Here is a 19,002-nt window from a genome sequence, read left to right as displayed (position 1 = left end):
ATTGATGGTTTAAAAACTGTCCTAAGTCCGTATGAAATTCTGAAACATTCGATGGACTAATAAAACTTTTAATTTCTACTGCTATTTTTTGTCCCTCTCTCTCTAATAAAGAGCCAAGGCTTAACATTTGGTCATGTTATTCTTTATACTCTTGCGCGTAGATAGCATTCCTAAATCGTTCCTGAGAAACAAAATTACCAACCTCCTGAAGCAGTAGGGGATTTTGGTTTTTGTTTTGTGCATTTTTGAGTTAAAAATAAAGTTTTAAAGAAGTTTGATTAAATAATTGATATTGATTTCGTGAGTTCATTAAATCTCTGTCAAAAAATTACTTAAACTTTGAACAACACATTGATACTATTATTGACCAAGGTTAAGCTATAAAAATAGAATCAGGAAAATATTTGGTCTTGAAAACTAGCATGACCACTAATAGTTTACAGGGACATCAAGATATTGTGAAGTGCAACTCTAAGCAGATTAATCGGCAAATTGCACAAGAACGGTTATACAGTTTCTTGGTGGCAATTGTCCAAACCTGCCCACCAGAAGAAGTTTTACAAGAATTCAAACGGTTACTTATAGATTTTATTGATTCAGAAAATTCAGGTGAAATAGCAGGAACCTACGGAATTTATTTTGTTAATAATGAACAGGATTTTCTTCACACAATAAAACGATGCTGCTACATCATAATTAACAACTGGGAATCTAAAAGAAACTATAAATATATCCAGGAGCTACTTAGTCTAATTGCTACACATCAGTTCTGGATAAAAACAACTAACCCCAAAATAAATCTTTACAAAAGCTGGCTAGAAAATTTTGTTAATAGTGATGACTACGAAGAATTAAAATCATTCACATCTAAGCATGAAAAGTCGGCATACAAGCAACAAAGCAACAGTCATTGGACTAATCGCTATACCTCTTACTTATTAGTTGCTCAATCTTTTGATACCAAGCGATCAAAAGAGCAACAAGAAGCAGCTAAGAAGCTTTCTAAACAAATGAAAGATAAATTTAAGTTTGAACTAGCAATGTATATTGCTCGTTCTCAATCTGCTGCTTCTAGCTCAACACGCTACAAAAATCCCAGTATTTTGGGAGATCATGTTTTGCGTTTAATTAAAATGATTGTAGTCAAAAAGGGGGTGTTTAGTTATGAAAATATTGCCCATATATTTATCAAACAGACTCAAAATCAAAACCTATACACCTTTAAGCAAAGTATAGAAAAATATTTATTTTACACTGTAGAAAAACAAGAATTAGTTAGCAATGTAAAGCAGCAATTGGCAGACAAACTCTCTGCTTGGAGAACAGAATATAATGAGGAAGTTATTAACAATAACTTTATTTTGAGAATTTGTAATCGGGTAATTGATTATCTCACAACAGAAACCGGTGAGGAACCTTCGCAATTATTCGTTTTACTGCTTTCTCAAGGTAATCCGTTAACATTAGTAATTGTGCTACTCAAAATTATCCTGATTTGTAAAAATGCCCGGAGTCATTTGGAAATTCGGATTGCTCATTTGATTAATTATTATGAAAAATATCCGGAAAGTGAATGTAAATGGTTCATTCATTTTCTAGAAGTTTTTAATATCACGTTCGCAATTTATGCAGAAAATATAGAATACAACTTGATTAAAATGGAAAAAGATAGACCAGCCTGTAATTCTCAGTTAAATTTAGATGCTTATCGTGTGTTTTCGCAGTTAAAAACAAATTCATATAAATGACTATCCACCTTAATTTTTCCATTTGGAAAAAAGGAGAAGGTGAAAAATCAAGGCTGAGATAGGCGTTCGTCAAGCCAAGCCAAGCCAGCAGCCATAGTTTCAGCGACAATACTAATCAGACGATAAAGGGCGATCGCACTAATAACGACAGCCACAGGAAAGCGATGCTGCAAAAGTGCGATCGCAGTTGCTTCAAACACACCCAAGCCACCAGGCGCACCCGGAACCAAAAGCCCCAATAACCAGGCTAAACTAAAAGCACCTAGTAACAAAGGAATTTGACTGATATTTAAAGAGACAAGAGCAAAAAAGGTTAATATAAATCCAGTGCTACGGAGTCCTAAAAAGCCGAATTCTCCTAACAAAGGTTTTAGGGGATAGCGTTCCATATTTAAAGTAGTAGTTTGCTGAGTATTTTGATGAGATTTTTTATTTTTGAAGTTGTGTAAAAAACGAATAACTGGATTTAAAAACCGGGGATGAACTACACAAAGTACTACAGTTAAAATCAATAATTGCAATACTTGTAATAGAATATTTGTATTATTTATGGCAAATTGACTACCAAATAAAATAATAATGATTAAAGCCGCTGCTGCCATTAATAAAGGTTCTAATAAAACACTTAAAGTGGCTACACTAGCAGAAATATTAGCATTTTTTGCCGCTACAATTCGTCCATAGTAATGCCAAACATTACCAGGTAAATACTTGGCAATGTTAGTTTTCAGGTAAACTTGAATGAATGCAAAAGAGTCTATCGGCTGATTGAGTTCCTGGAGAATCCAAGTCCATATCCAGCCTGCCCAGATATGTGCTAGTAAGGTTATGCCAGTAGCGATCGCTAAAATTGCCCATCCCATACCATCAATTTGGATAGCTGTCACCTCAAGCCAGTTATCTTTCAAAGCTTTGGCTAAGAAAAATAGCGTTCCGCCCAGAATTATCCAGCGTAAAATTTGCTTGAGCATTTTGGTAATTTAACATCTACAACATATGTTACATTAACAAATTATCTCTGCAACGAATTGATTGATGCCATAATTAGATGAGTTAGCATATGAGCGATGATTGCTGCCTCTAGACCTTTCTACCAGTAGAGATAACCTGCTATTAGACCAAAAAATAAGTTACCCACAACTACATACATAATTACAGCAGTAGTCACACTATTACTTAACAAAAAAGCAATTGGCAAATGTCCTAGTGCAAAAACTAATGATGAAAGGATAATTGCAGCTACAAAGTAATTGACATGAGGTAGACTTTGTCTTTTTTGAAATAATCTCCAAATTACCCACACAATTAAAGTCATTAACCCCCATCTAAATTAAGATTTATTCTGTTATAAGTACTTGGACAGAAATATTTACAGTCATTGCGTAGGCTTCGCCTACGCAATGACTTTGTGTAATTAATTCTGTCTGACTACTTACCTCCATAAAGGATACGGGTTAACAGAGGTATGTTATGGCTGAAGTGTTCGGGTTTTGTGAGAAATTCATTCAAAAACATTGCTCAGATTCTGCATCTGACAGAAGGTACGCAGAAAAATCATCTGACTCGGATTTTGTGTCAGATGGGAGTACGCGATCGCACTCAAGCGGCTCTTTGAGCGCAATTACATTTAGATAAACGAACTTGACTGCAAAGACATTAAATGGAAATTCTTTTTAACTGATTTAATATCCTCCTATTGACATATAAAAATCGGTTTTTAATAAAAAAAATAATGTTACCTACGCTAGAGGCTCACTTTTTTTTTTATGGATAACCTTGTTGGAGGTGAGCAAAATTTTAGTCACAAAAATGCAAGGAGTAAAATTATGAAAAAAGTCATTAACTGGTTGCAGAACATTCGTCCCTTGAAAATGTTAACTGTGTTTTTGGCGGGAATATTCCTATTTGTTGCCCAGGCTTGTAATCGTCCGGGAGTAGCTGCACAACCACCACAACCTACTTCTCAAGCACCTAATATAGAGCGATACGATCCCACCACGAAAAATTACGATTTTAATGCTCCCTATGAAGGTGGGATCAACAACTTTAGTGATGTAGATCCCCGCTCAGAAGCAGCAGCCAAAGCAGCAAAAGCCAGATCAGAAGCGCTTCAAGAAAATGCTCAAAGAAATATTGAAGAGAAGGGAATTGATAGCAAAGAACAATATGTGAAAAATTACCGCGAAGGTACACCCTTTGGTGAAAGAGTGAAACGCCTGGGTGAAGATGTGAGCGGTTCGGCTGAAGAAGTTCGGCGTGGTGTCACTCAGGGAACTCAGCGAGGAATTGAAAATATCCGAGAAAATGCTGGGAACGCTGCTAAGGACTTGACCAAAAACGTTCAACGTGCATCTGAGGATACTGGGAAAAATATTCAGCGTTCAGCGGAGGATGCAGCTGCAGCCGTGAATAGAACAATTAAACAAGTTAATTAATTAGTCAAGGTTCAGAGAAAATAGTACTGTAGAGGCAAGGCTTATCCTTGCAGTACTATTTTCTAGTTTTTATTTTGCAAATGCCAACTTTGTAGGGCGAGTTGTTGAACTTCGCGCCAAGGAATATTATGCTTTCGTGCTAGTGCTGCACAATCCTCATATTCTGGTTGCACATTAGAGATTCCTTCTTTTCCCTGCCATGCTACCTTGACCCGCACTTGGCCATATTCTGTTTCTACTTGTTGAATTTCCCTTTGTAGGATGGCTCGCTGCTGAGTTGAGCGACGAATGCCTAAAGTAGTCGTTTCCCGGAAGACGATCGCTTCACATCTGGCTAAATTATCTGGATGACAGATCACAGTCAGCAAAATTCCCGGACGAGACTTTTTCATGCCGATCGCTTGGGTAAAGACATCCACCGCACCAGCCGCAAACAACGCCTCAAACACATAGCCGATCGCTTGCGGATTTAAGTCATCAATTTGGGTTTCTAGTACCGATATAGTTTCGAGAGACAGGCCAGAATCTGACTGGCAATTTGTCACTTCCCCTAACCAGAGGCGTAGTATATTGGGGATGGGCAAATTTATAGTACCCGCTCCCAGTCCTATCTGCTTGATGGTAATGGGTGGTGGCGAACCAAATTCTTTGGCTAGGGTAGTAGCGATCGCCGCTCCTGTCGGTGTCACCAGTTCTCTGTCAATACCATTGCTATAAACTGGACAACCCCGCATCTCCCACAGCTTCAGAACCGCTGGTACCGGTACCGCCATTTGACCGTGTGCTGCTCGCACAGTTCCCCCACCAGTCGGAAACGCCGAGCAGTATAGTAAAGGCAATCCTGCATTATTGCTTTCAATCCCCAGCCAGTCTAACCCCAAGCAAGTACCGACGATATCCACAATTGCATCCACAGCGCCCACTTCATGAAAGTGGACTTTTTCGGGTGCAATGCCATGTACTGCCCCTTCTGCCACTGCTAGTTGTCGGAATACAGCCAAACTCCAAGCCTCCGCCCTTGATGGCAAACTAGCTTGGAGAATCATTCGCTCGATTTCTGGTAAGTGGCGTGCATGATGGTGGCTATGTTCATGGTCGTGGCTGTGGTGGTCATGTACTAGATCCACATGGACTTTAGTTGCTTGCTGTCCATTACGCTGAACGAGTTCTGCCCTTAACTTATACTCCTGGGCAATGCCCAAGCCGTTGAGTTTTTCAGCTAAATACTCAATGGGAACACCGAGACTCACCAAGGCCCCTAGGCACATATCACCAGAAATTCCCGTCGCACATTGAAGATACGCAATTTTAGTCATATATGAATTGGTAAGTAACTCGGCGCAAATCAAATTAACTCGTAATTTTTGTCATTGGTCATTTGTCATTGGTCATTGGTCATTTGTCATTGGTAAGAGTCAAGGGTCAGGAGTCAAGGGTCAAAAATTATCCCCCAATCCCCAATCCCCAATCCCCAATCCCCAATCCCCAATCCCCAATCCCCAATCCCCAATCCCCAATCCCCAATCCCCAATCCCCAATCCCCCATGTTCTACCCCAAAAACTTTTATGGCAAAGATTTTCACAGTCCATCCTGATAATCCCCAAATTCGCCGAATAGAGGAAGTAAAATCGGCACTTTCTTGCGGTGCAGTAATGCTCTACCCTACTGATACAGTTTATGCAATTGGTTGTGATTTGAATGCCAAGTCGGCGGTGGAACGTGTAAGGAAAATTAAGCAGTTAGCAAATGATAAACCTTTGACATTTTTGTGTCCCTCCCTATCTAACGTGGCAACTTATTCTTCTGTAAGTGATACAGCTTATCGGATTATGAAGCGTCTGATTCCAGGACCATATACGTTTTTGCTACCTGCTACTAAATTAGTACCACGACTGGTACAAAGTCCCAAGCGAAAAACCACGGGTATTAGAGTGCCAAATCATACTGTATGTTTAGCGTTACTGACAGCTTTGGGAAATCCCATCATTTCGACTTCGGCACACTTACCACCAGATGAAGCGGATGATGAAATGGTTGGGATAAGTCCAAAACCGATTCTGTCTCAGACGGAACTTTTTGACCGTTTGGACAGTTTGGTAGATGTCATTGTAGACACGGGCGAAGAACCTAGCTATGAGGTGTCTACGATTTTAGATTTGACGGGAGAGGAACCAATGATTACACGACAAGGTTTAGGCTGGGAATCAGCAATAGCATGGGTGTGAGAACTACACTTCATCAACTCACCAATCAATTTCGGAAAACATGATCAAAAAAGCTCCAGTTCTGCGATCGTCATACTTACGAGAGCTAGGAGTTATGGGAAAGCGATGGTGACAAAGATAAGCCCAGCAATAGTTTTAGCTATTTCTAACATAAGGTGGATATCCCAATTCCTGCCTTAACGTAGTTACTTGTGAAAAACCGACACATTACCTTGCCCGTAACTTTTACAAATTTCCTACAGTCTTATATGTAAGCAGCACTTGCTAAGGGTCTTGATGGATGAATGCCACGAAATTCCTCGACCAAGACTCGTGTGTTGTGCTGACTTGGCTTTGTAATTACGGTGCAGTACCACTTTTAGGAAAATTCATGAAAGCTAACCTTGCCAGTCTACCAACTTCTACATCCGCTGTTAACTGCTACGTTGCGACCGAGGAATTATCAGCCGGTAAGATAGACGCCCTGATGCAACTCCTTTGTCAAGAAATGCAAGCCCAAGTCAAAGCTGCATCTGGTTGTGTGCAGGCTGTAGCACAGCGTATGGCGAAAGAAGTGGAACGCATTTGCGATAAAAGCTCCCGGATTCAAACATCTGGGGAGATCCAGTCTTGGCAGCTGACTTTAGCGAGACACCGTCTGCAGAAGTGCTTACGTTATTACCAATTGGGTTCAAAACGCGGACGTGTAGAATTACATAGTAACTTAGGCGCGATGGTTTACCGCCACGTGACGACTGCTGGCTCAGAGTTGGGATTTGAAGGTCGTTACAACCTGATTGAAGATTTCCTGCAAGCATTTTATATCGAAGCGATCAAAGCTTTCCGGCGGGAAAATGAACTCCCCGAAAATTACACGCCCCGCACTCAGTTACAATTAGCGGAATACATGGCGTTTACAGAACAATATGCCAAGCGCCGCATTAATTTACCTGGTAGTGCTAGTCAGCAACTAATTATCTTGCGTGCCCAAGGTTTTGCTCGTCGCCAGCCCCAAGAGACTACTGTGGATATTGAAATGGCGGTAGAGTCTGCTAAGGGTGAAGAAGGCGAAGCTTATCAACGCAATTCGGCGGTGCAACAACTGCGGGCGCAAATGGTTGCTCAAACGAACTTTGATCCTTCGGAAGAGTCGGAGCGCGATCGCGTTGTTTCTGAATTGATCAGATACTTAGAAGCACAAGGTCAATCTGACTGTGTAAACTACCTTACCCTCAAACTGCAAGACCTCTCCGCACCAGAAATTGACCAAATCCTCGGTTTAACCAGTCGTCAGCGCGACTACCTGCAACAACGCTTTAAATACCATGTCGAAAAATTCGCCAAGCAACATCATTGGCAATTGGTACATCAATGGTTAGGTGCTGGTTTAGAACACAAATTGGGTCTATCAGCCCAACAATGGGAAATCTTTTTAGGTCAACTATCTGAACAGCAACAGGAAATCTTGAGGTTTAAGATAGCACAACATGGTGATCAGGCGATCGCTAAAGCCATCAAATGCACCCCCAAACAACTGCAAAAGCGCTGGACTCAGCTATTAGACATCGCTTGGGCTATCCGCAACGGCAATACTGAAGTTCAGACAGGTTGAGATAATCTTGTCAGTCTTAAGTGGATAGAAAGATTCTCAAATTTTGCAGCAAACAAGTGAATTTATGATATTTCTCGTGAGAATGGAGTACAGATAATTTATCTGTATACTCTACGGGATGCCACTCTGTGCCTACATGCGTGGTTTAACATATCTTCCCGTACCTCACTCAAATGACAAATGACACATGACCAATGACAGCCCCAGCAGTTAACATTATTTGCGCCAACCTACTTAATCAAATCAAACCCTATTAACTTCAAATCGTGGACACAATTAAATATTTAACCTCACCTCCATCGTCTCTCATTACCAAGTAGAGAAATGGGGGTAGGTTCGATTTGAAATAAATAAACTGTACGTTATTTAATCATAATCTCTTAGTCTTCTACTTTTTTGAAATTATTAATACATTCGTATTTACTTAGTACTTATGTACCAAAACTTTCCCAATTTCTAGCGATTAATTCAGCTTTTTATATTCAAAATTGAAAATTCATATTAAGTAACCCACCATTAGTTACAGCTTTCGTGAAATCCTAGAATTAATGGGATTTTTGGCTGCAAGATTTAGGATAGCTATGACTCAAGGCGCACGGGCAAATAAGTCTGGGAATATTTTAGAAGGAAATGTAGAAGCAATCTTAAATGGGCATAATTATTTTCAAGTAGGAAATCATGTAACCAAAGAGTTTTTATTAACTGCTACTTTGTTGCCAAGACGCTATGCCAAACAAGTTTACATTGGGGCTGGAATTTATCAAACAAGTCTGAAAGTTGATTTTTATGTTGTAGGCTTATCTGTAATGCCATCAGGATTAATTATTGAATGTAAATGGCAAGAAAGCGGCGGTTCAGTTGATGAAAAATTTCCTTATCTAGATTTGAATATTCAGTATAATTATCCTGCACCAACTATCGTAGTTATCGGTGGTGAAGGCATGAGAGAAGGTGCCGTTAAATGGCTCAAGCAACAAGTTAATTTTAATCAGAATTTATTAGCAGTCTTTAGTTTAGATAGATTTATTGCTTGGGCAAATAAACATTGTTAAAGCTGAACGCAACCGCAGCTTCAACACCGAGCGGAGTCGAGGTGTTAATATGATGTAATTAATAATTCGTAAACCATGCCTCTTTTTTTTGTATTTGAATTTATGGAGCGGGCTGCCGCTATGCGATAGATATTAAAATTAATTTCTTGATAGAGATTTCTAATTAACTCGCAATCAGAATTAGATATCATAACTTTTACACCCCGACTTGCTAGTTCTGCACAAGTATTTCTCAAACGTTCTTGGTCTTTTTCATTGAAAGAATTCCGACTGTAACTAGTGAAGTAGCTCGTATTACTTATAGGATGATAAGGCGGATCACAAAAGACAAAATCATGAGAGCTGGTAGCACAATTTAGCACATCTATAAAATCTGCCTGCCTAATCTCAGCACTTGCAAGTGCTATTGAAGCTGCTCTTAGTGACTCTTCGTGACAAATATTAGGATTTTCATATTTGCCCAAAGGTACATTAAATTGACCTTTGGAGTTGACTCGATAAAGACCGTTGAAACAGGTTTTGTTAAGATAAATTAGACGTGCAGCTTGCTCTAAATCACTACTTTTAGGATTAGCTCTTACAGCATAATAGTACTCTCTACTATGTCGAATTTTATGCTCTTTGAGTAAGCAGATTAATTCTTCAACTTGATCCCGAACACAGCGATAAGTAGTAATTAATTCTGCGTTAATATCAGTTAAAACTGCTGTGGATGATTTGAGGTAAAAGAAAATAGCCCCACCGCCGATGAATGGTTCATAGTAAGTCTTATAATGCTTGGGCAAATAAGGAATATATTGCTGAATTAACCGACTTTTACCACCTGCCCACTTTAAAAATGGTCGTGGGTAAGTTTCTGGAGGAATCTGACCGATCATTTAATGCAAACTTAGCTACTAAATCTCGTCAATATAACTGACGAAGCATAACGAATCATATTTTATATTAATTTATTAATTTTATAGCCATATCGATTACAATTAGATTAAATAAGCACATCAAAACAAACGTATAGTCTACAACAAGGCAGTCTAAATTAATGTTTGATGGATTTTGGGATAACGTCCTGCGCTACCCCCGCTACCTCATTACTATTGTTTTAGGTATTTTCCTGAACACGGTTGAGCCTTTGTTCCCATTTTTGAAACGCCCAGTAACGTTGATTGCTCTTTTGGGTTTATTTGTGGGTACTCTCGCCTTTATTACTTTCACCCTACGTGCAATGCTAGGTTTGAATACAATCTAGGCTGGAGCTATACTGGACAGTCCCTGACGACTTCGTCAGTAACTAGCATGTATTTATGTCGCATAACCTCCCAGAGGAGGCACAATTTTTATGGCTACAAATCGCCGCGTTTCCCGCGTTGCTGAATTAATTAAACGCGAAGTTAGCCAAATGCTGCTCAACGGCATTAAGGATGACCGTGTGGGTACAGGAATGGTTAGTGTAACCGATGTTGATGTTTCTGGCGATTTGCAACACGCTAAAATCTTCGTCAGTATCTATGGTTCAGATGAAGCTAAAGCAGAAACAATGGCAGGCTTAAAGTCGGCTACGGGCTATGTCCGCAGCGAACTAGGCGCGCGGGTGAGGCTTCGTCGCACACCAGAAGTGATATTTGTGGAAGATCGCTCTATAGAACGTGGTACTAAGGTTTTGTCTCTATTGAACAAGCTCAAGGATGAGCGTCCACCTGAAGATGTGTCAGGGAACAGTGACAAAAGCATTGATGAAAATGATGATTAATTGTTGGAATCAGTAGCTGAAACGACAATGTACTTGCAGAACAATTAATGCCTGGGAGTTCGGCAAACCTTTTACAGACGTGACTAAGTTGCGTCTGTTTCAATATATAGCAGGGAACAGGAAGACATTTCTGTAATTGACTCTATTTCGGTGCTGAAGACAGGTGTTGTCTGGCTATACAGTTATTAGGCAGTTGGCGATCGCCTCACTCAATCTACTGCTACTCTAGAAAAAATCCCACCTTGTCACAAGTGTTTATCCAGGGTATTCTCGCTTGGTTAAGTGTCATAATTAACAAGACAACTGAAAAAGTTGTTTAAGAAATTATTAACAGATAAGACGCTGCAAGCGTTCCTGGTGTACGGTAGCCTTGGTATTTTGCAATAGTTTATACCTCTACTCTTGCCAGAGGCTGCTGGCTGATTTTTTCATGCTGAATATTAAAAAATATAGATGAAAACGTTACGGTGCTGATTTTGGTATACGAGAACTCCTTCATATGGACTACTACCCCACGCCAAGTTATGCCTAAAGGCAGATACTACAAAGTCTTGAGACCTGTTGAATGTAAGTCACGTCTACTCCATAGCAGGTTATGTTAACTACCCTGGTATTCTTATATGAAGCAGATTTGAGGCAAATGTCAGGATTTGTTGACTTTCTTAACATTTCTTTAAATAATTTGAGGATATGTAGCGTCAAAATGTAAATAGTTCCGTATAGCAAACTACAAAAACTTAGCCACAAGTCTAATCCTTGTAATGTTTGTTCCAATTAAATATCGGGAACACTATCTACGTGTAATTTGTGAGTAAAAACCATGAGTGTGAATACGGTGCCTTCTATCAATTACTACTCTCTTGACGTAATTCAAGACGAAGCACGCCGACTAGTGCAGAAGGGAATGATCAGCCGACAACAGCCAATATATACACTTTGCCAATACATCCCAGCGAGAGAGTGGGTTTGCGTTGAATGTGAGCTAGAAAAATGTGATTTTTTGTTACGCGATCGCATCGGCGATTTGATTGGTCGTGAAGAATGGGACAACGACTAATTGATGCTTGTCCCTGAGATTTTGGATTGGGAGTTTATGTTGGAATTTTAGATTTGACAAGAAACGGTTCTAAGCCTGATGTGGGGAAAATTCTGTGGTTTTGATTAGCATTACCTGATCTAGAATGTTCAAGTTCCCATTCATACAGAAACATTAGAGTTCGATTTATAGAACTTTTCAAGTTATCGAACACATCGGGACAGGTTTATTGTATACATTCCGATGTTGCCACTTGAGTTATAGTACGTACATTTCCTAACCGGGGTAGTTCTTCATCGTGAACTGCTCCGGTAATTTTTCATCAGTTACTTGTACTGAGCGGAGTCGAAGTATCAGTTATCAGTTTGTTTACTGTTTACTGTTTACTGTTCACTGTTTACCCCACTTGCTCTAAATACTGGTTCACGTCTTCGATGATGCGGGTAAGTTCAGCTTCTGTAGTCAAGCGGATGCTGGCATCTCGGACTGTGAGTAGTACTTTGGCGGCAAAAGGAGTAGGCCAAATATTGGGATTACAGAAAATTTCTAAAAATACTTCACCAGTGTAACGGTACTCTACAGGACGCTGGGGAGTTGGCTTACTGCCGCCTGGGGTTGGTTTAGCAGCGACAATTTTGAGGCGTTCCATCAATTCATCCAACGCTAGCTTTAATTCGTTTGCTGACTGGGGTGAAAACCCGAAAGAGACAGAACCTTCAATCAAGTTCAATGTCAGAGGAGTAGAAGACATGGATTATTTATTAAAAATTTCTTGATAAGTACTTATGTTACAGGAATTGGGGCATGGGGCATGGGACATTGGGCATTGGACAATTAGTTCTTCCCCCATTCTCCCTGCTCCCTGCCCCCAGTCCCCAGTCCCCAGTCCCTAGATTTTCATACTTCTTACATCCTGTTCGTCTTCATGATATTCAGGGAGGTCGTTGGGTGCGCCGCAGGCGGAGATGTTACCGGAGAAATCTGTATCTGCTGTCAATTCGGGATGTTCTTGCTTGCGTTGGGCTATTTGTTCACGAGTGAGAATCTTCGACTCATCAAAGCCTAACTCTACTTCAGCGTGTAATCCCTTATACTTGACCCGTTTGAGGTTGTAGAAGCGTTTGTTAAGGGTTGTGGTGGCAAAAGCCTTCAAGCAGCCTAACAAATACTTACGCTTAAAGGGATCTTTGACGAACCAATACTCTATGGTTTTGCGTAAGTAAAAACGGGCGTAGTTTCGCAGCACTCCTTTAAGAACATCCTCCCGTTCCATTGCGTCTGGCTTCATAATCGGGGTGACGAAATTATATTGCGAATAATCCCGGACTTCTACGCGATCGCCTAATTCTTCAAATAACTCGGAAAATGGCCAAGGCGTAAACATATTCCAGTTCACCATGTCTGGTTTCCAATCCAAAGCCATGTGATAGGTTTGCTCAATTGTTTCTGGGGTTTCGTTTTCTAAACCCATGATGAATTGAGCTTCGGCAACCATACCATTTTGTTTGAGCAATTGGATGGCGCGTTTGTTTTGTTCGATGGTGGTTTCTTTGCGGAATAGATTCAACTGCAATTGCGCCGATGCTTCTGTCCCCAAGGAAACATGAACTAATCCGGCTTTGCGGTAAAGTGGTAATTCTTGCTCATCCCGCAAAATATCTGTGACTCGTGTATTGATTCCCCAGTGAACGCCCAAATTCCGCTCGATTAATTCGTTACATAATGCAACAAATTTGGGTTTGTTGATTGTTGGTTCTTCATCAGCCAAGATGAAAAATCCCACTTTGTGTTTTTTCACTAAGATTTCAATTTCATCAACAAATCGCTTGGGACTACCGGAACGGTATTTGCGCCAAAATTTCCATTGGGAGCAAAAACGACAGGTGAAGGGACACCCTCTGGCGTAGTTGGGAACAGCAACGCGCACGTTGAGGGGAGTATAGATATATTTACTCCATTCCAATAGATCCCAATCTGGGGTGAGGGTATCCAGATCAGCGATGGGGGGGTTGGCTGGTGTGGCGACTACTTTACCATCTTCTAGATAGGCAATGCCTAAAATATTGTGGCGATCGCTCTCAACACTACCATTAGCGATCGCTTTGAGCAAATTCACCGTAATCTCTTCCCCTTCTCCCCGGATGATGTAATCTACCCAAGGAGCCTCATTCAGCACTTCATTATACATATAGGTAGGGTGAACCCCGCCCATAATTGTCTTAGCTTGGGGACAAACTTCTCTAACAATCTTCAGAGTTTTTTGTGATTGGTAAATCATCGGCGTTATCGCCGTCGCCAACACCACATCCGGTTGATGTTTGGCGATAATCCCCGCTAAAACATCATCAGGAATGTAATCAGTCATCGCATCAACAAAACGGATATCAGTAAAACCCGCCGTCTTTAATGCTCCACCAACATAAGGAACCCAACTTGGCGGCCAATTACCCGCAATTTCGGCACCACCAGAATGATAATTGGGTTGAATCATCATAATCCGCATAATTTGCCTCCTGATTCTTGACAGTTAACAAAGTAATAGGATTTACGCAAAAACTCTCGGACATTCTCATTTATCTTCGTGATAACGCGCCCTACAAAATTACTTGAAGTCCGTTACAACTAATAACTTACACCATTATCAATAACCGTAGGGTGGGCAGTGCCCACCAACGAAAACATCAGTGTTTCAGATCAAGGTGGGCAGTGCCCGCCCTACAAAAAAATGTATTATTGCAGGTGGTGCAAGATGTCAGTTACAAATAACAAATGCCAACCAAATTAAATAGCCTTAGAAAAGGCTACATTTTTGCTCTTTCTGGTGTAAGCATCAAAGATAGAGGCAATATTTCTCACCAGTAATCTACCAGTTGGCGTTACCTCAATGCCATTTGGCAACATGCGAATGAGTCCATCTGCTTCTAGCAATTTAAGCTCAGATAATTCTCTCGCAAAATATTCATAAAAATCCGTATCAAAAGCTATATGATATTTTTCTTCTACATCGTTGATGTCTAGTTGGAATTGACACATGAGTTCCATAATCACCGTCCGCCGGAGAATATCATCCCGATTGAGACTGACCCCTTTTTCAATCGGCATAACCTCGGTATCAATTGCTTGGTAGTAATCTTTTAGCTGCTTACTATTCTGGATATATACATCATGCAGCATACTAATTGAAGTGATACCAAAGCCCAATAAATCTGATTCTGGTTTTGTCGTATATCCTTGAAAATTCCTGTGGAGTTGTCCTGCTTGTTGAGCGATAGTAAGTTCATCATTGGGTTTAGCAAAGTGATCCATGCCAATAAATATATACCCATTTGTGGTTAATTGTTCGATAGTCATTTGGAGAATATCTAACTTTTCTGAAGGTTGAGGTAGCGCCTCTTGGGGAATCTGCTTTTGTACAGGTTTCATCCAGGGAACATAAGCAAAGTTAAAGACAGCAATTCTATCTGGTTCGAGTTCGAGTGTCTTTTTAATTGTTTTGGTAAATGTATCTAGAGTTTGAAAAGGTAGCCCATAAATTAGATCAACATTCACACTCTCAAATCCTGCCTCTCGAATCCATTGCATGACATCAAAGAGCATTGGCTCTGGTTGAACGCGATTAATAGCCGCTTGCACTTGAGAGTTAAAGTCTTGAATTCCAAAGCTAATCCGGTTAAACCCTAACTTTTTTAAAGCAAATATATAGCGTTTGTTAACATAGCTGGGATTGATTTCAATGGAAATCTCAGCATTATCATCTAAGCTAAAATATCGATTAATTCTGTCCCATAAAAAATTGACCTGACGCAAGTCTAAATAGTTAGGAGTGCCACCTCCCCAATGGAGTTGATGCACTTGACGTTCTGGAGAAACTAGCGCCGAAATTTGTTGAATATTGCGTTCAAGATATTTTAAATATGGTTCAGCAAGTTCTTTTCTTTTAGTGATAATGGTGTTGCAACCACAAAAATAGCAAGCAGTTTCACAAAACGGAATATGGAAATAGAGAGAAAGGGGAGTTTTCTGATAATTACCGACTGCGATCGCTGCTCTAAAATCTAAGTCACCAAAATTATCCTTTAACTCTGTTGCTGGGGGATAACTAGTATATCTTGGCAGGGGTTGGTCGTATTTTTTGAGTAAATCCGAGTTAAATTGGACTGTCTGCGTTGCCAGTTTCATGCTGCTAATAACCTCGAATCTTGCAATAGTATATATAGTAGAATGGGCGATGCCCACTATATCCAGGTTTTGGTGGGCAATGCCCACCCTACTTGTAGCTTGGATACTACGTGTAGTTCAAAAATCAAATTGCATCGCTATATTTTTAGCAACTATGTTTCATTGTTAGGTAGGATATTTCTTGAAGTGGATACCCACACCGAACTATTCTGAATTTTTGATGACTGCGGGTTTCCAGATTGTAGAGACAAAATACCCGCTATTAAAAAACTCAAAATAATCAATGTCTTCCCTAAATTTGACTTGGATATTTGATGCTTAATCTGCCGCAACTAGTTCTGACGAAGTATTCCCTGATTTATCTTGGCGTGTGAGCAAATCAAAAACGTAGTCACCAATCGCGGCTTTCACATCTGTCTCTAATTCATGGAAAACATGACAATTGAGTTCAAATGTATAGTTGGCTTCATCCACAATTTTTTCAGCTAAGATATCATCTACTGGTAGTGAATTTAAAGCATGACGATACTTAGCTTTAAATGCTCTAATAGCTTCGATATTAGGTATATTCTCAAATTCGTAGAACCCAGTTCCCTGATCTGGTGGTAAGTTCATTGCAGAACGAACAATTTTTTTTAAGCTTTGTCCCCCAGACAAATCCCCCATGTAGCGAACATAAGCATGAGCAATCAGTAGTGTAGGTTCGGTATTAGCTAATTCATGGATACGTGCAACATAAGCTTTACCCGCCTCTAAAGCCACTATTTGATTACGCCAATCCTCATTGTAGTAAAAAGCCAGGTCTTTCTCTAAATTACCTTGACGGTTCAGTTCCGGAAAATAAATCAAACCCACTACAGGATGACTACAATAGCGCTGAAGTTCTGCTTCTAAGGCTCTATAGACAAAATACAAGTTTGCTGTCAGCTTCCGGAATGGCTCTTTTTCCACAATCCCTTTGAGGAAGCATTTCATAAATGCCGTATTTTCTGCGATCGCATGGGAGTGTTTCGTTCCTTCCCGCAGCTTGCTGGCTAAATCACTACTCATCTTCCATTACTTGTACTTTAGTTTCTTATATAACTTTATGGCTATATAAAACCCATGATAAACCAAACTTTTCAAAACTTAACCTTAAGTTTAATGGAGTGGAGGCAGCCTGATCAGGGATTAGCAGTATTAAAAAATACTTGCTTTGATCTAGTACAAGAAGGCTGAAGTATGAAGTATGAAAGTAAGAGGTATATACTGTAAGCTTTGTGTGGTTTTAAAATGGTAGCTTTATTTACGCCGTGGCGTACTAGTGTTTCACCCCAGAAAGTTTGAAGAGTTTGTAGTGAGGACTAAAGTCCTCACTACGAACGAAGAGAAAATTTACAAAAAATTTGTATCTTGAAGAAACTCCACAATCGCTGCATTTAGCTGTGTTGAAGAACCCATTGCTGCATCATGACAACAGTTAGGTAAAATTTGTAATTTTGCATTCGAGAGGTGTCGATATAATTTCTCACCATGACTAACAGGAAACCAACTATCTTGCTCACCCCACAAAATTAATGTGGGACACTGAATAGCACTTAGATTACTTTGAATTTTACTGAGCATATTGGGTTTATTGACTTGCCAATGCTCAATTTCTCGTGCAGCTATTTGCAATTCTTCAGCTACTTTCACGATAGTACCAGGAAGCTCAATAAATGGATAGGTGATCCAATAAACATCTTCTTGTGTAAGAATTGACGGATCAAACAACACCTCGCGTCTTTCTATTGCCATAACTTCTCTAAATAGAGGTGCAAACAAATATGCGAGGCGCAAAGAATCGACAGTTTGCAATATCTCTAAGGGTGTTTGGGCAAGTAACCACATAGCCCAATGAGGTAAACGTTCGGCAAAAATTGGCACATTAACTACTACTAACCGCGCTATTAATTCGGGATATTCTTGAGCAAAAGCTAGGGAAACTAATCCCCCTAAAGATTCTGCCACAATTACGGCAGGCTCATCACATAATGCCTGAATAATTCGTGCTAATTCAATAACTTGATGCCCATTATGTTCTCGGCGAGACACGGGTTTATCCGAAAAACCGTAACCTTTGGCATCAAAACAAATTACCCGAAAATATTTAGATAGAGGTGCAATACTATAACGCCAATTATAGCTCCAATTGCCCATACCATGTAATAAAATTAGCGGCTTACCTGTACCTATTTCACCATAAGCAATTTGTACGGGATAACCCTGAGCATCACTAATAATTAGACTTTTCCGCCCTTGCGGAAAAGTAGCCTGCCACCAATCTTTCATTCCTGTTTTCAATGACTAATTTATCCACCAGTTAAGGCTTGCCACAGCAATCTAATTAGTATCACAGGGATTGCCACCAAGACAATGGCGAGTAATAATAATCCAACTAAAAGCGCAAAAATAAACCATCCATCTGCACTTTTATTTTGGCTGGGAAACTTTAAATAATCTTCCAAGAGCTTGAGATTGTTGGTGTTAGCCGTCCAAGCAAAATCAAAAAAGTCTCCCAGCACCGGGATAGCGCCTACCAAGCCATCAATGATGATATTGACGACCATTTTGCCCAGAGTAGCCTTAGACGCGCCAAGACGTGCTGCTTCTAAGACTATATAGCAAGACAGCATGACGCCCAAAAAATCACCGCCAATAGGTATAAGTCCGATAATTGGATCTAAACCAACGCCAATTTTTGTTCCCGGAATGGTAATAGCCTTATCCATCAGCCAGCTAAGTTGACGCAGCCGCTTTAAAGTAGGTGCCTTGGCATCAGGTTCAATGGTGGAAAACCTATCAAGATAATTTGGCATTGGCTTGATGACTTGGTAGAGGGTGATTAAATATTTTACTGGTCATTGGTCATTGGTCATTTGTCATTTGTCATTGGTCATTGGGCATTTGTCATTTGTCAAGAGACGCGATTAATCGCGTCTGTACAAGAGTCAAGAGGTTATTTTCCCA

General features: G+C 40.1%; 19 protein-coding genes and 1 pseudogene. 9 read left to right on the top strand and 11 right to left on the bottom strand.

What is annotated here, in order from left to right; translation table 11 throughout:
- Position 1 precedes the first annotated feature (1 nt).
- Positions 2-103: pseudogene (locus CAL7507_RS33000) on the bottom strand (element excision factor XisH family protein); the annotation flags it as partial.
- Positions 104-422: 319 nt separating this feature from the next.
- Between CAL7507_RS33000 and CAL7507_RS07325 the strand changes: the two are divergent.
- A complete protein-coding gene (locus CAL7507_RS07325) occupies positions 423-1,748 on the top strand; it encodes a hypothetical protein (RefSeq protein WP_042341230.1) in 1,326 nt (441 codons plus the stop codon).
- 47 nt (positions 1,749-1,795) lie between these two features.
- On the opposite strand, the gene CAL7507_RS07320 is transcribed toward CAL7507_RS07325, so the two are convergent.
- Both CAL7507_RS07320 and CAL7507_RS07315 read right to left on the bottom strand, forming a co-directional pair.
- A complete protein-coding gene (locus CAL7507_RS07320; RefSeq protein ID WP_015127812.1) occupies positions 1,796-2,719 on the bottom strand; it encodes a lysylphosphatidylglycerol synthase domain-containing protein in 924 nt (307 codons plus the stop codon).
- A 119-nt stretch (positions 2,720-2,838) separates the two neighbouring features.
- Positions 2,839-3,063 carry a type II CAAX prenyl endopeptidase Rce1 family protein gene (locus CAL7507_RS07315; protein WP_052331545.1) on the bottom strand — a complete coding sequence of 75 codons (225 nt, stop codon included), beginning with the start codon at positions 3,061-3,063 and terminating at the stop codon, positions 2,839-2,841.
- Positions 3,064-3,213: 150 nt separating this feature from the next.
- Here CAL7507_RS07315 and CAL7507_RS30580 point away from each other — a divergent pair, with 150 nt between their 5' ends.
- Both CAL7507_RS30580 and CAL7507_RS07310 read left to right on the top strand, forming a co-directional pair.
- Positions 3,214-3,363, top strand: a complete 150-nt coding sequence (locus CAL7507_RS30580; protein ID WP_083862881.1) for a LuxR C-terminal-related transcriptional regulator — start codon at positions 3,214-3,216, stop codon at positions 3,361-3,363.
- Between the two features lie 211 nt (positions 3,364-3,574).
- Positions 3,575-4,183 carry a hypothetical protein gene (locus CAL7507_RS07310; RefSeq protein ID WP_015127810.1) on the top strand — a complete coding sequence of 203 codons (609 nt, stop codon included), beginning with the start codon at positions 3,575-3,577 and terminating at the stop codon, positions 4,181-4,183.
- A 62-nt stretch (positions 4,184-4,245) separates the two neighbouring features.
- Here the strand turns inward: CAL7507_RS07310 and larC are convergent, their stop codons facing one another.
- Complete coding sequence (gene larC, locus CAL7507_RS07305) at positions 4,246-5,499, bottom strand: nickel pincer cofactor biosynthesis protein LarC (RefSeq protein WP_015127809.1); 1,254 nt, start codon at positions 5,497-5,499, stop codon at positions 4,246-4,248.
- Positions 5,500-5,749: 250 nt separating this feature from the next.
- Between larC and CAL7507_RS07300 the strand changes: the two genes are divergently transcribed.
- The 3 genes from CAL7507_RS07300 (at position 5,750) to CAL7507_RS07290 (ending at position 9,052) form a co-directional block, all read left to right on the top strand.
- Complete coding sequence (locus CAL7507_RS07300) at positions 5,750-6,409, top strand: L-threonylcarbamoyladenylate synthase (protein ID WP_015127808.1); 660 nt, start codon at positions 5,750-5,752, stop codon at positions 6,407-6,409.
- 370 nt (positions 6,410-6,779) lie between these two features.
- Positions 6,780-8,000 (top strand): HetZ-related protein, encoded by a 1,221-nt coding sequence (locus CAL7507_RS07295; RefSeq protein ID WP_015127807.1) that lies wholly within the window; start codon positions 6,780-6,782, stop codon positions 7,998-8,000.
- Positions 8,001-8,581: 581 nt separating this feature from the next.
- Positions 8,582-9,052 carry a PD-(D/E)XK nuclease superfamily protein gene (locus tag CAL7507_RS07290; protein WP_015127806.1) on the top strand — a complete coding sequence of 157 codons (471 nt, stop codon included), beginning with the start codon at positions 8,582-8,584 and terminating at the stop codon, positions 9,050-9,052.
- 44 nt (positions 9,053-9,096) lie between these two features.
- On the opposite strand, the gene CAL7507_RS07285 is transcribed toward CAL7507_RS07290, so the two are convergent.
- The gene (locus CAL7507_RS07285; RefSeq protein WP_015127805.1) at positions 9,097-9,930 is read right to left on the bottom strand and encodes a DNA adenine methylase; all 834 of its coding nucleotides are present in this window, start codon (positions 9,928-9,930) and stop codon (positions 9,097-9,099) included.
- A gap of 161 nt (positions 9,931-10,091) precedes the next feature.
- Between CAL7507_RS07285 and CAL7507_RS07280 the strand changes: the two genes are divergently transcribed.
- From CAL7507_RS07280 to CAL7507_RS30575, 3 genes are all read left to right on the top strand, one after another.
- A complete protein-coding gene (locus tag CAL7507_RS07280) occupies positions 10,092-10,298 on the top strand; it encodes a DUF751 family protein (protein ID WP_015127804.1) in 207 nt (68 codons plus the stop codon).
- Positions 10,299-10,388: 90 nt separating this feature from the next.
- A complete protein-coding gene (rbfA, locus tag CAL7507_RS07275; protein ID WP_015127803.1) occupies positions 10,389-10,799 on the top strand; it encodes a 30S ribosome-binding factor RbfA in 411 nt (136 codons plus the stop codon).
- 820 nt (positions 10,800-11,619) lie between these two features.
- Positions 11,620-11,856, top strand: coding sequence for a DUF4327 family protein (locus CAL7507_RS30575; protein ID WP_015127802.1), 237 nt, complete (start codon positions 11,620-11,622; stop codon positions 11,854-11,856).
- A 376-nt stretch (positions 11,857-12,232) separates the two neighbouring features.
- Here CAL7507_RS30575 and CAL7507_RS07270 read toward each other — a convergent pair whose 3' ends face one another.
- From CAL7507_RS07270 to CAL7507_RS07245, 6 genes are all read right to left on the bottom strand, one after another.
- Positions 12,233-12,586 carry a hypothetical protein gene (locus CAL7507_RS07270; RefSeq protein ID WP_015127801.1) on the bottom strand — a complete coding sequence of 118 codons (354 nt, stop codon included), beginning with the start codon at positions 12,584-12,586 and terminating at the stop codon, positions 12,233-12,235.
- A gap of 138 nt (positions 12,587-12,724) precedes the next feature.
- On the bottom strand, positions 12,725-14,338 hold the full coding sequence (gene bchE, locus CAL7507_RS07265) for a magnesium-protoporphyrin IX monomethyl ester anaerobic oxidative cyclase (protein WP_015127800.1): 1,614 nt from the start codon (positions 14,336-14,338) through the stop codon (positions 12,725-12,727).
- A gap of 278 nt (positions 14,339-14,616) precedes the next feature.
- Positions 14,617-16,014, bottom strand: a complete 1,398-nt coding sequence (gene hemN, locus CAL7507_RS07260) for an oxygen-independent coproporphyrinogen III oxidase (protein ID WP_015127799.1) — start codon at positions 16,012-16,014, stop codon at positions 14,617-14,619.
- Between the two features lie 318 nt (positions 16,015-16,332).
- On the bottom strand, positions 16,333-17,064 hold the full coding sequence (locus tag CAL7507_RS07255) for a heme oxygenase (biliverdin-producing) (RefSeq protein ID WP_015127798.1): 732 nt from the start codon (positions 17,062-17,064) through the stop codon (positions 16,333-16,335).
- A gap of 324 nt (positions 17,065-17,388) precedes the next feature.
- Positions 17,389-18,324 carry an alpha/beta fold hydrolase gene (locus CAL7507_RS07250; RefSeq protein WP_015127796.1) on the bottom strand — a complete coding sequence of 312 codons (936 nt, stop codon included), beginning with the start codon at positions 18,322-18,324 and terminating at the stop codon, positions 17,389-17,391.
- A gap of 20 nt (positions 18,325-18,344) precedes the next feature.
- Positions 18,345-18,851, bottom strand: a complete 507-nt coding sequence (locus tag CAL7507_RS07245) for a DUF4112 domain-containing protein (protein WP_015127795.1) — start codon at positions 18,849-18,851, stop codon at positions 18,345-18,347.
- Between the last annotated feature and the right edge of the window lie 151 nt (positions 18,852-19,002).

It is taken from the genome of Calothrix sp. PCC 7507, assembly GCF_000316575.1.
Lineage (GTDB): Bacteria > Cyanobacteriota > Cyanobacteriia > Cyanobacteriales > Nostocaceae > Fortiea.
This window is presented reverse-complemented; position numbering and strand designations above follow the sequence as displayed.

What these genes read in the sequence shown, in the direction of transcription:
- CAL7507_RS07290 (WP_015127806.1), top strand. Translation starts at nt 8,582, where the DNA reads ATGACTCAAGGCGCACGGGCAAATAAGTCTGGGAATATTTTAGAAGGA.
- CAL7507_RS07270 (WP_015127801.1), bottom strand. Translation starts at nt 12,586, where the DNA reads ATGTCTTCTACTCCTCTGACATTGAACTTGATTGAAGGTTCTGTCTCT.
- rbfA (WP_015127803.1), top strand. Translation starts at nt 10,389, where the DNA reads ATGGCTACAAATCGCCGCGTTTCCCGCGTTGCTGAATTAATTAAACGC.
- larC (WP_015127809.1), bottom strand. Translation starts at nt 5,499, where the DNA reads ATGACTAAAATTGCGTATCTTCAATGTGCGACGGGAATTTCTGGTGAT.
- CAL7507_RS30580 (WP_083862881.1), top strand. Translation starts at nt 3,214, where the DNA reads ATGTTATGGCTGAAGTGTTCGGGTTTTGTGAGAAATTCATTCAAAAAC.
- CAL7507_RS30575 (WP_015127802.1), top strand. Translation starts at nt 11,620, where the DNA reads ATGAGTGTGAATACGGTGCCTTCTATCAATTACTACTCTCTTGACGTA.
- CAL7507_RS07300 (WP_015127808.1), top strand. Translation starts at nt 5,750, where the DNA reads ATGGCAAAGATTTTCACAGTCCATCCTGATAATCCCCAAATTCGCCGA.
- CAL7507_RS07295 (WP_015127807.1), top strand. Translation starts at nt 6,780, where the DNA reads ATGAAAGCTAACCTTGCCAGTCTACCAACTTCTACATCCGCTGTTAAC.
- CAL7507_RS07250 (WP_015127796.1), bottom strand. Translation starts at nt 18,324, where the DNA reads ATGAAAGATTGGTGGCAGGCTACTTTTCCGCAAGGGCGGAAAAGTCTA.
- CAL7507_RS07310 (WP_015127810.1), top strand. Translation starts at nt 3,575, where the DNA reads ATGAAAAAAGTCATTAACTGGTTGCAGAACATTCGTCCCTTGAAAATG.
- CAL7507_RS07285 (WP_015127805.1), bottom strand. Translation starts at nt 9,930, where the DNA reads ATGATCGGTCAGATTCCTCCAGAAACTTACCCACGACCATTTTTAAAG.
- CAL7507_RS07320 (WP_015127812.1), bottom strand. Translation starts at nt 2,719, where the DNA reads ATGCTCAAGCAAATTTTACGCTGGATAATTCTGGGCGGAACGCTATTT.
- CAL7507_RS07255 (WP_015127798.1), bottom strand. Translation starts at nt 17,064, where the DNA reads ATGAGTAGTGATTTAGCCAGCAAGCTGCGGGAAGGAACGAAACACTCC.
- bchE (WP_015127800.1), bottom strand. Translation starts at nt 14,338, where the DNA reads ATGCGGATTATGATGATTCAACCCAATTATCATTCTGGTGGTGCCGAA.
- CAL7507_RS07315 (WP_052331545.1), bottom strand. Translation starts at nt 3,063, where the DNA reads ATGACTTTAATTGTGTGGGTAATTTGGAGATTATTTCAAAAAAGACAA.
- CAL7507_RS07245 (WP_015127795.1), bottom strand. Translation starts at nt 18,851, where the DNA reads ATGCCAAATTATCTTGATAGGTTTTCCACCATTGAACCTGATGCCAAG.
- hemN (WP_015127799.1), bottom strand. Translation starts at nt 16,014, where the DNA reads ATGAAACTGGCAACGCAGACAGTCCAATTTAACTCGGATTTACTCAAA.
- CAL7507_RS07325 (WP_042341230.1), top strand. Translation starts at nt 423, where the DNA reads ATGACCACTAATAGTTTACAGGGACATCAAGATATTGTGAAGTGCAAC.
- CAL7507_RS07280 (WP_015127804.1), top strand. Translation starts at nt 10,092, where the DNA reads ATGTTTGATGGATTTTGGGATAACGTCCTGCGCTACCCCCGCTACCTC.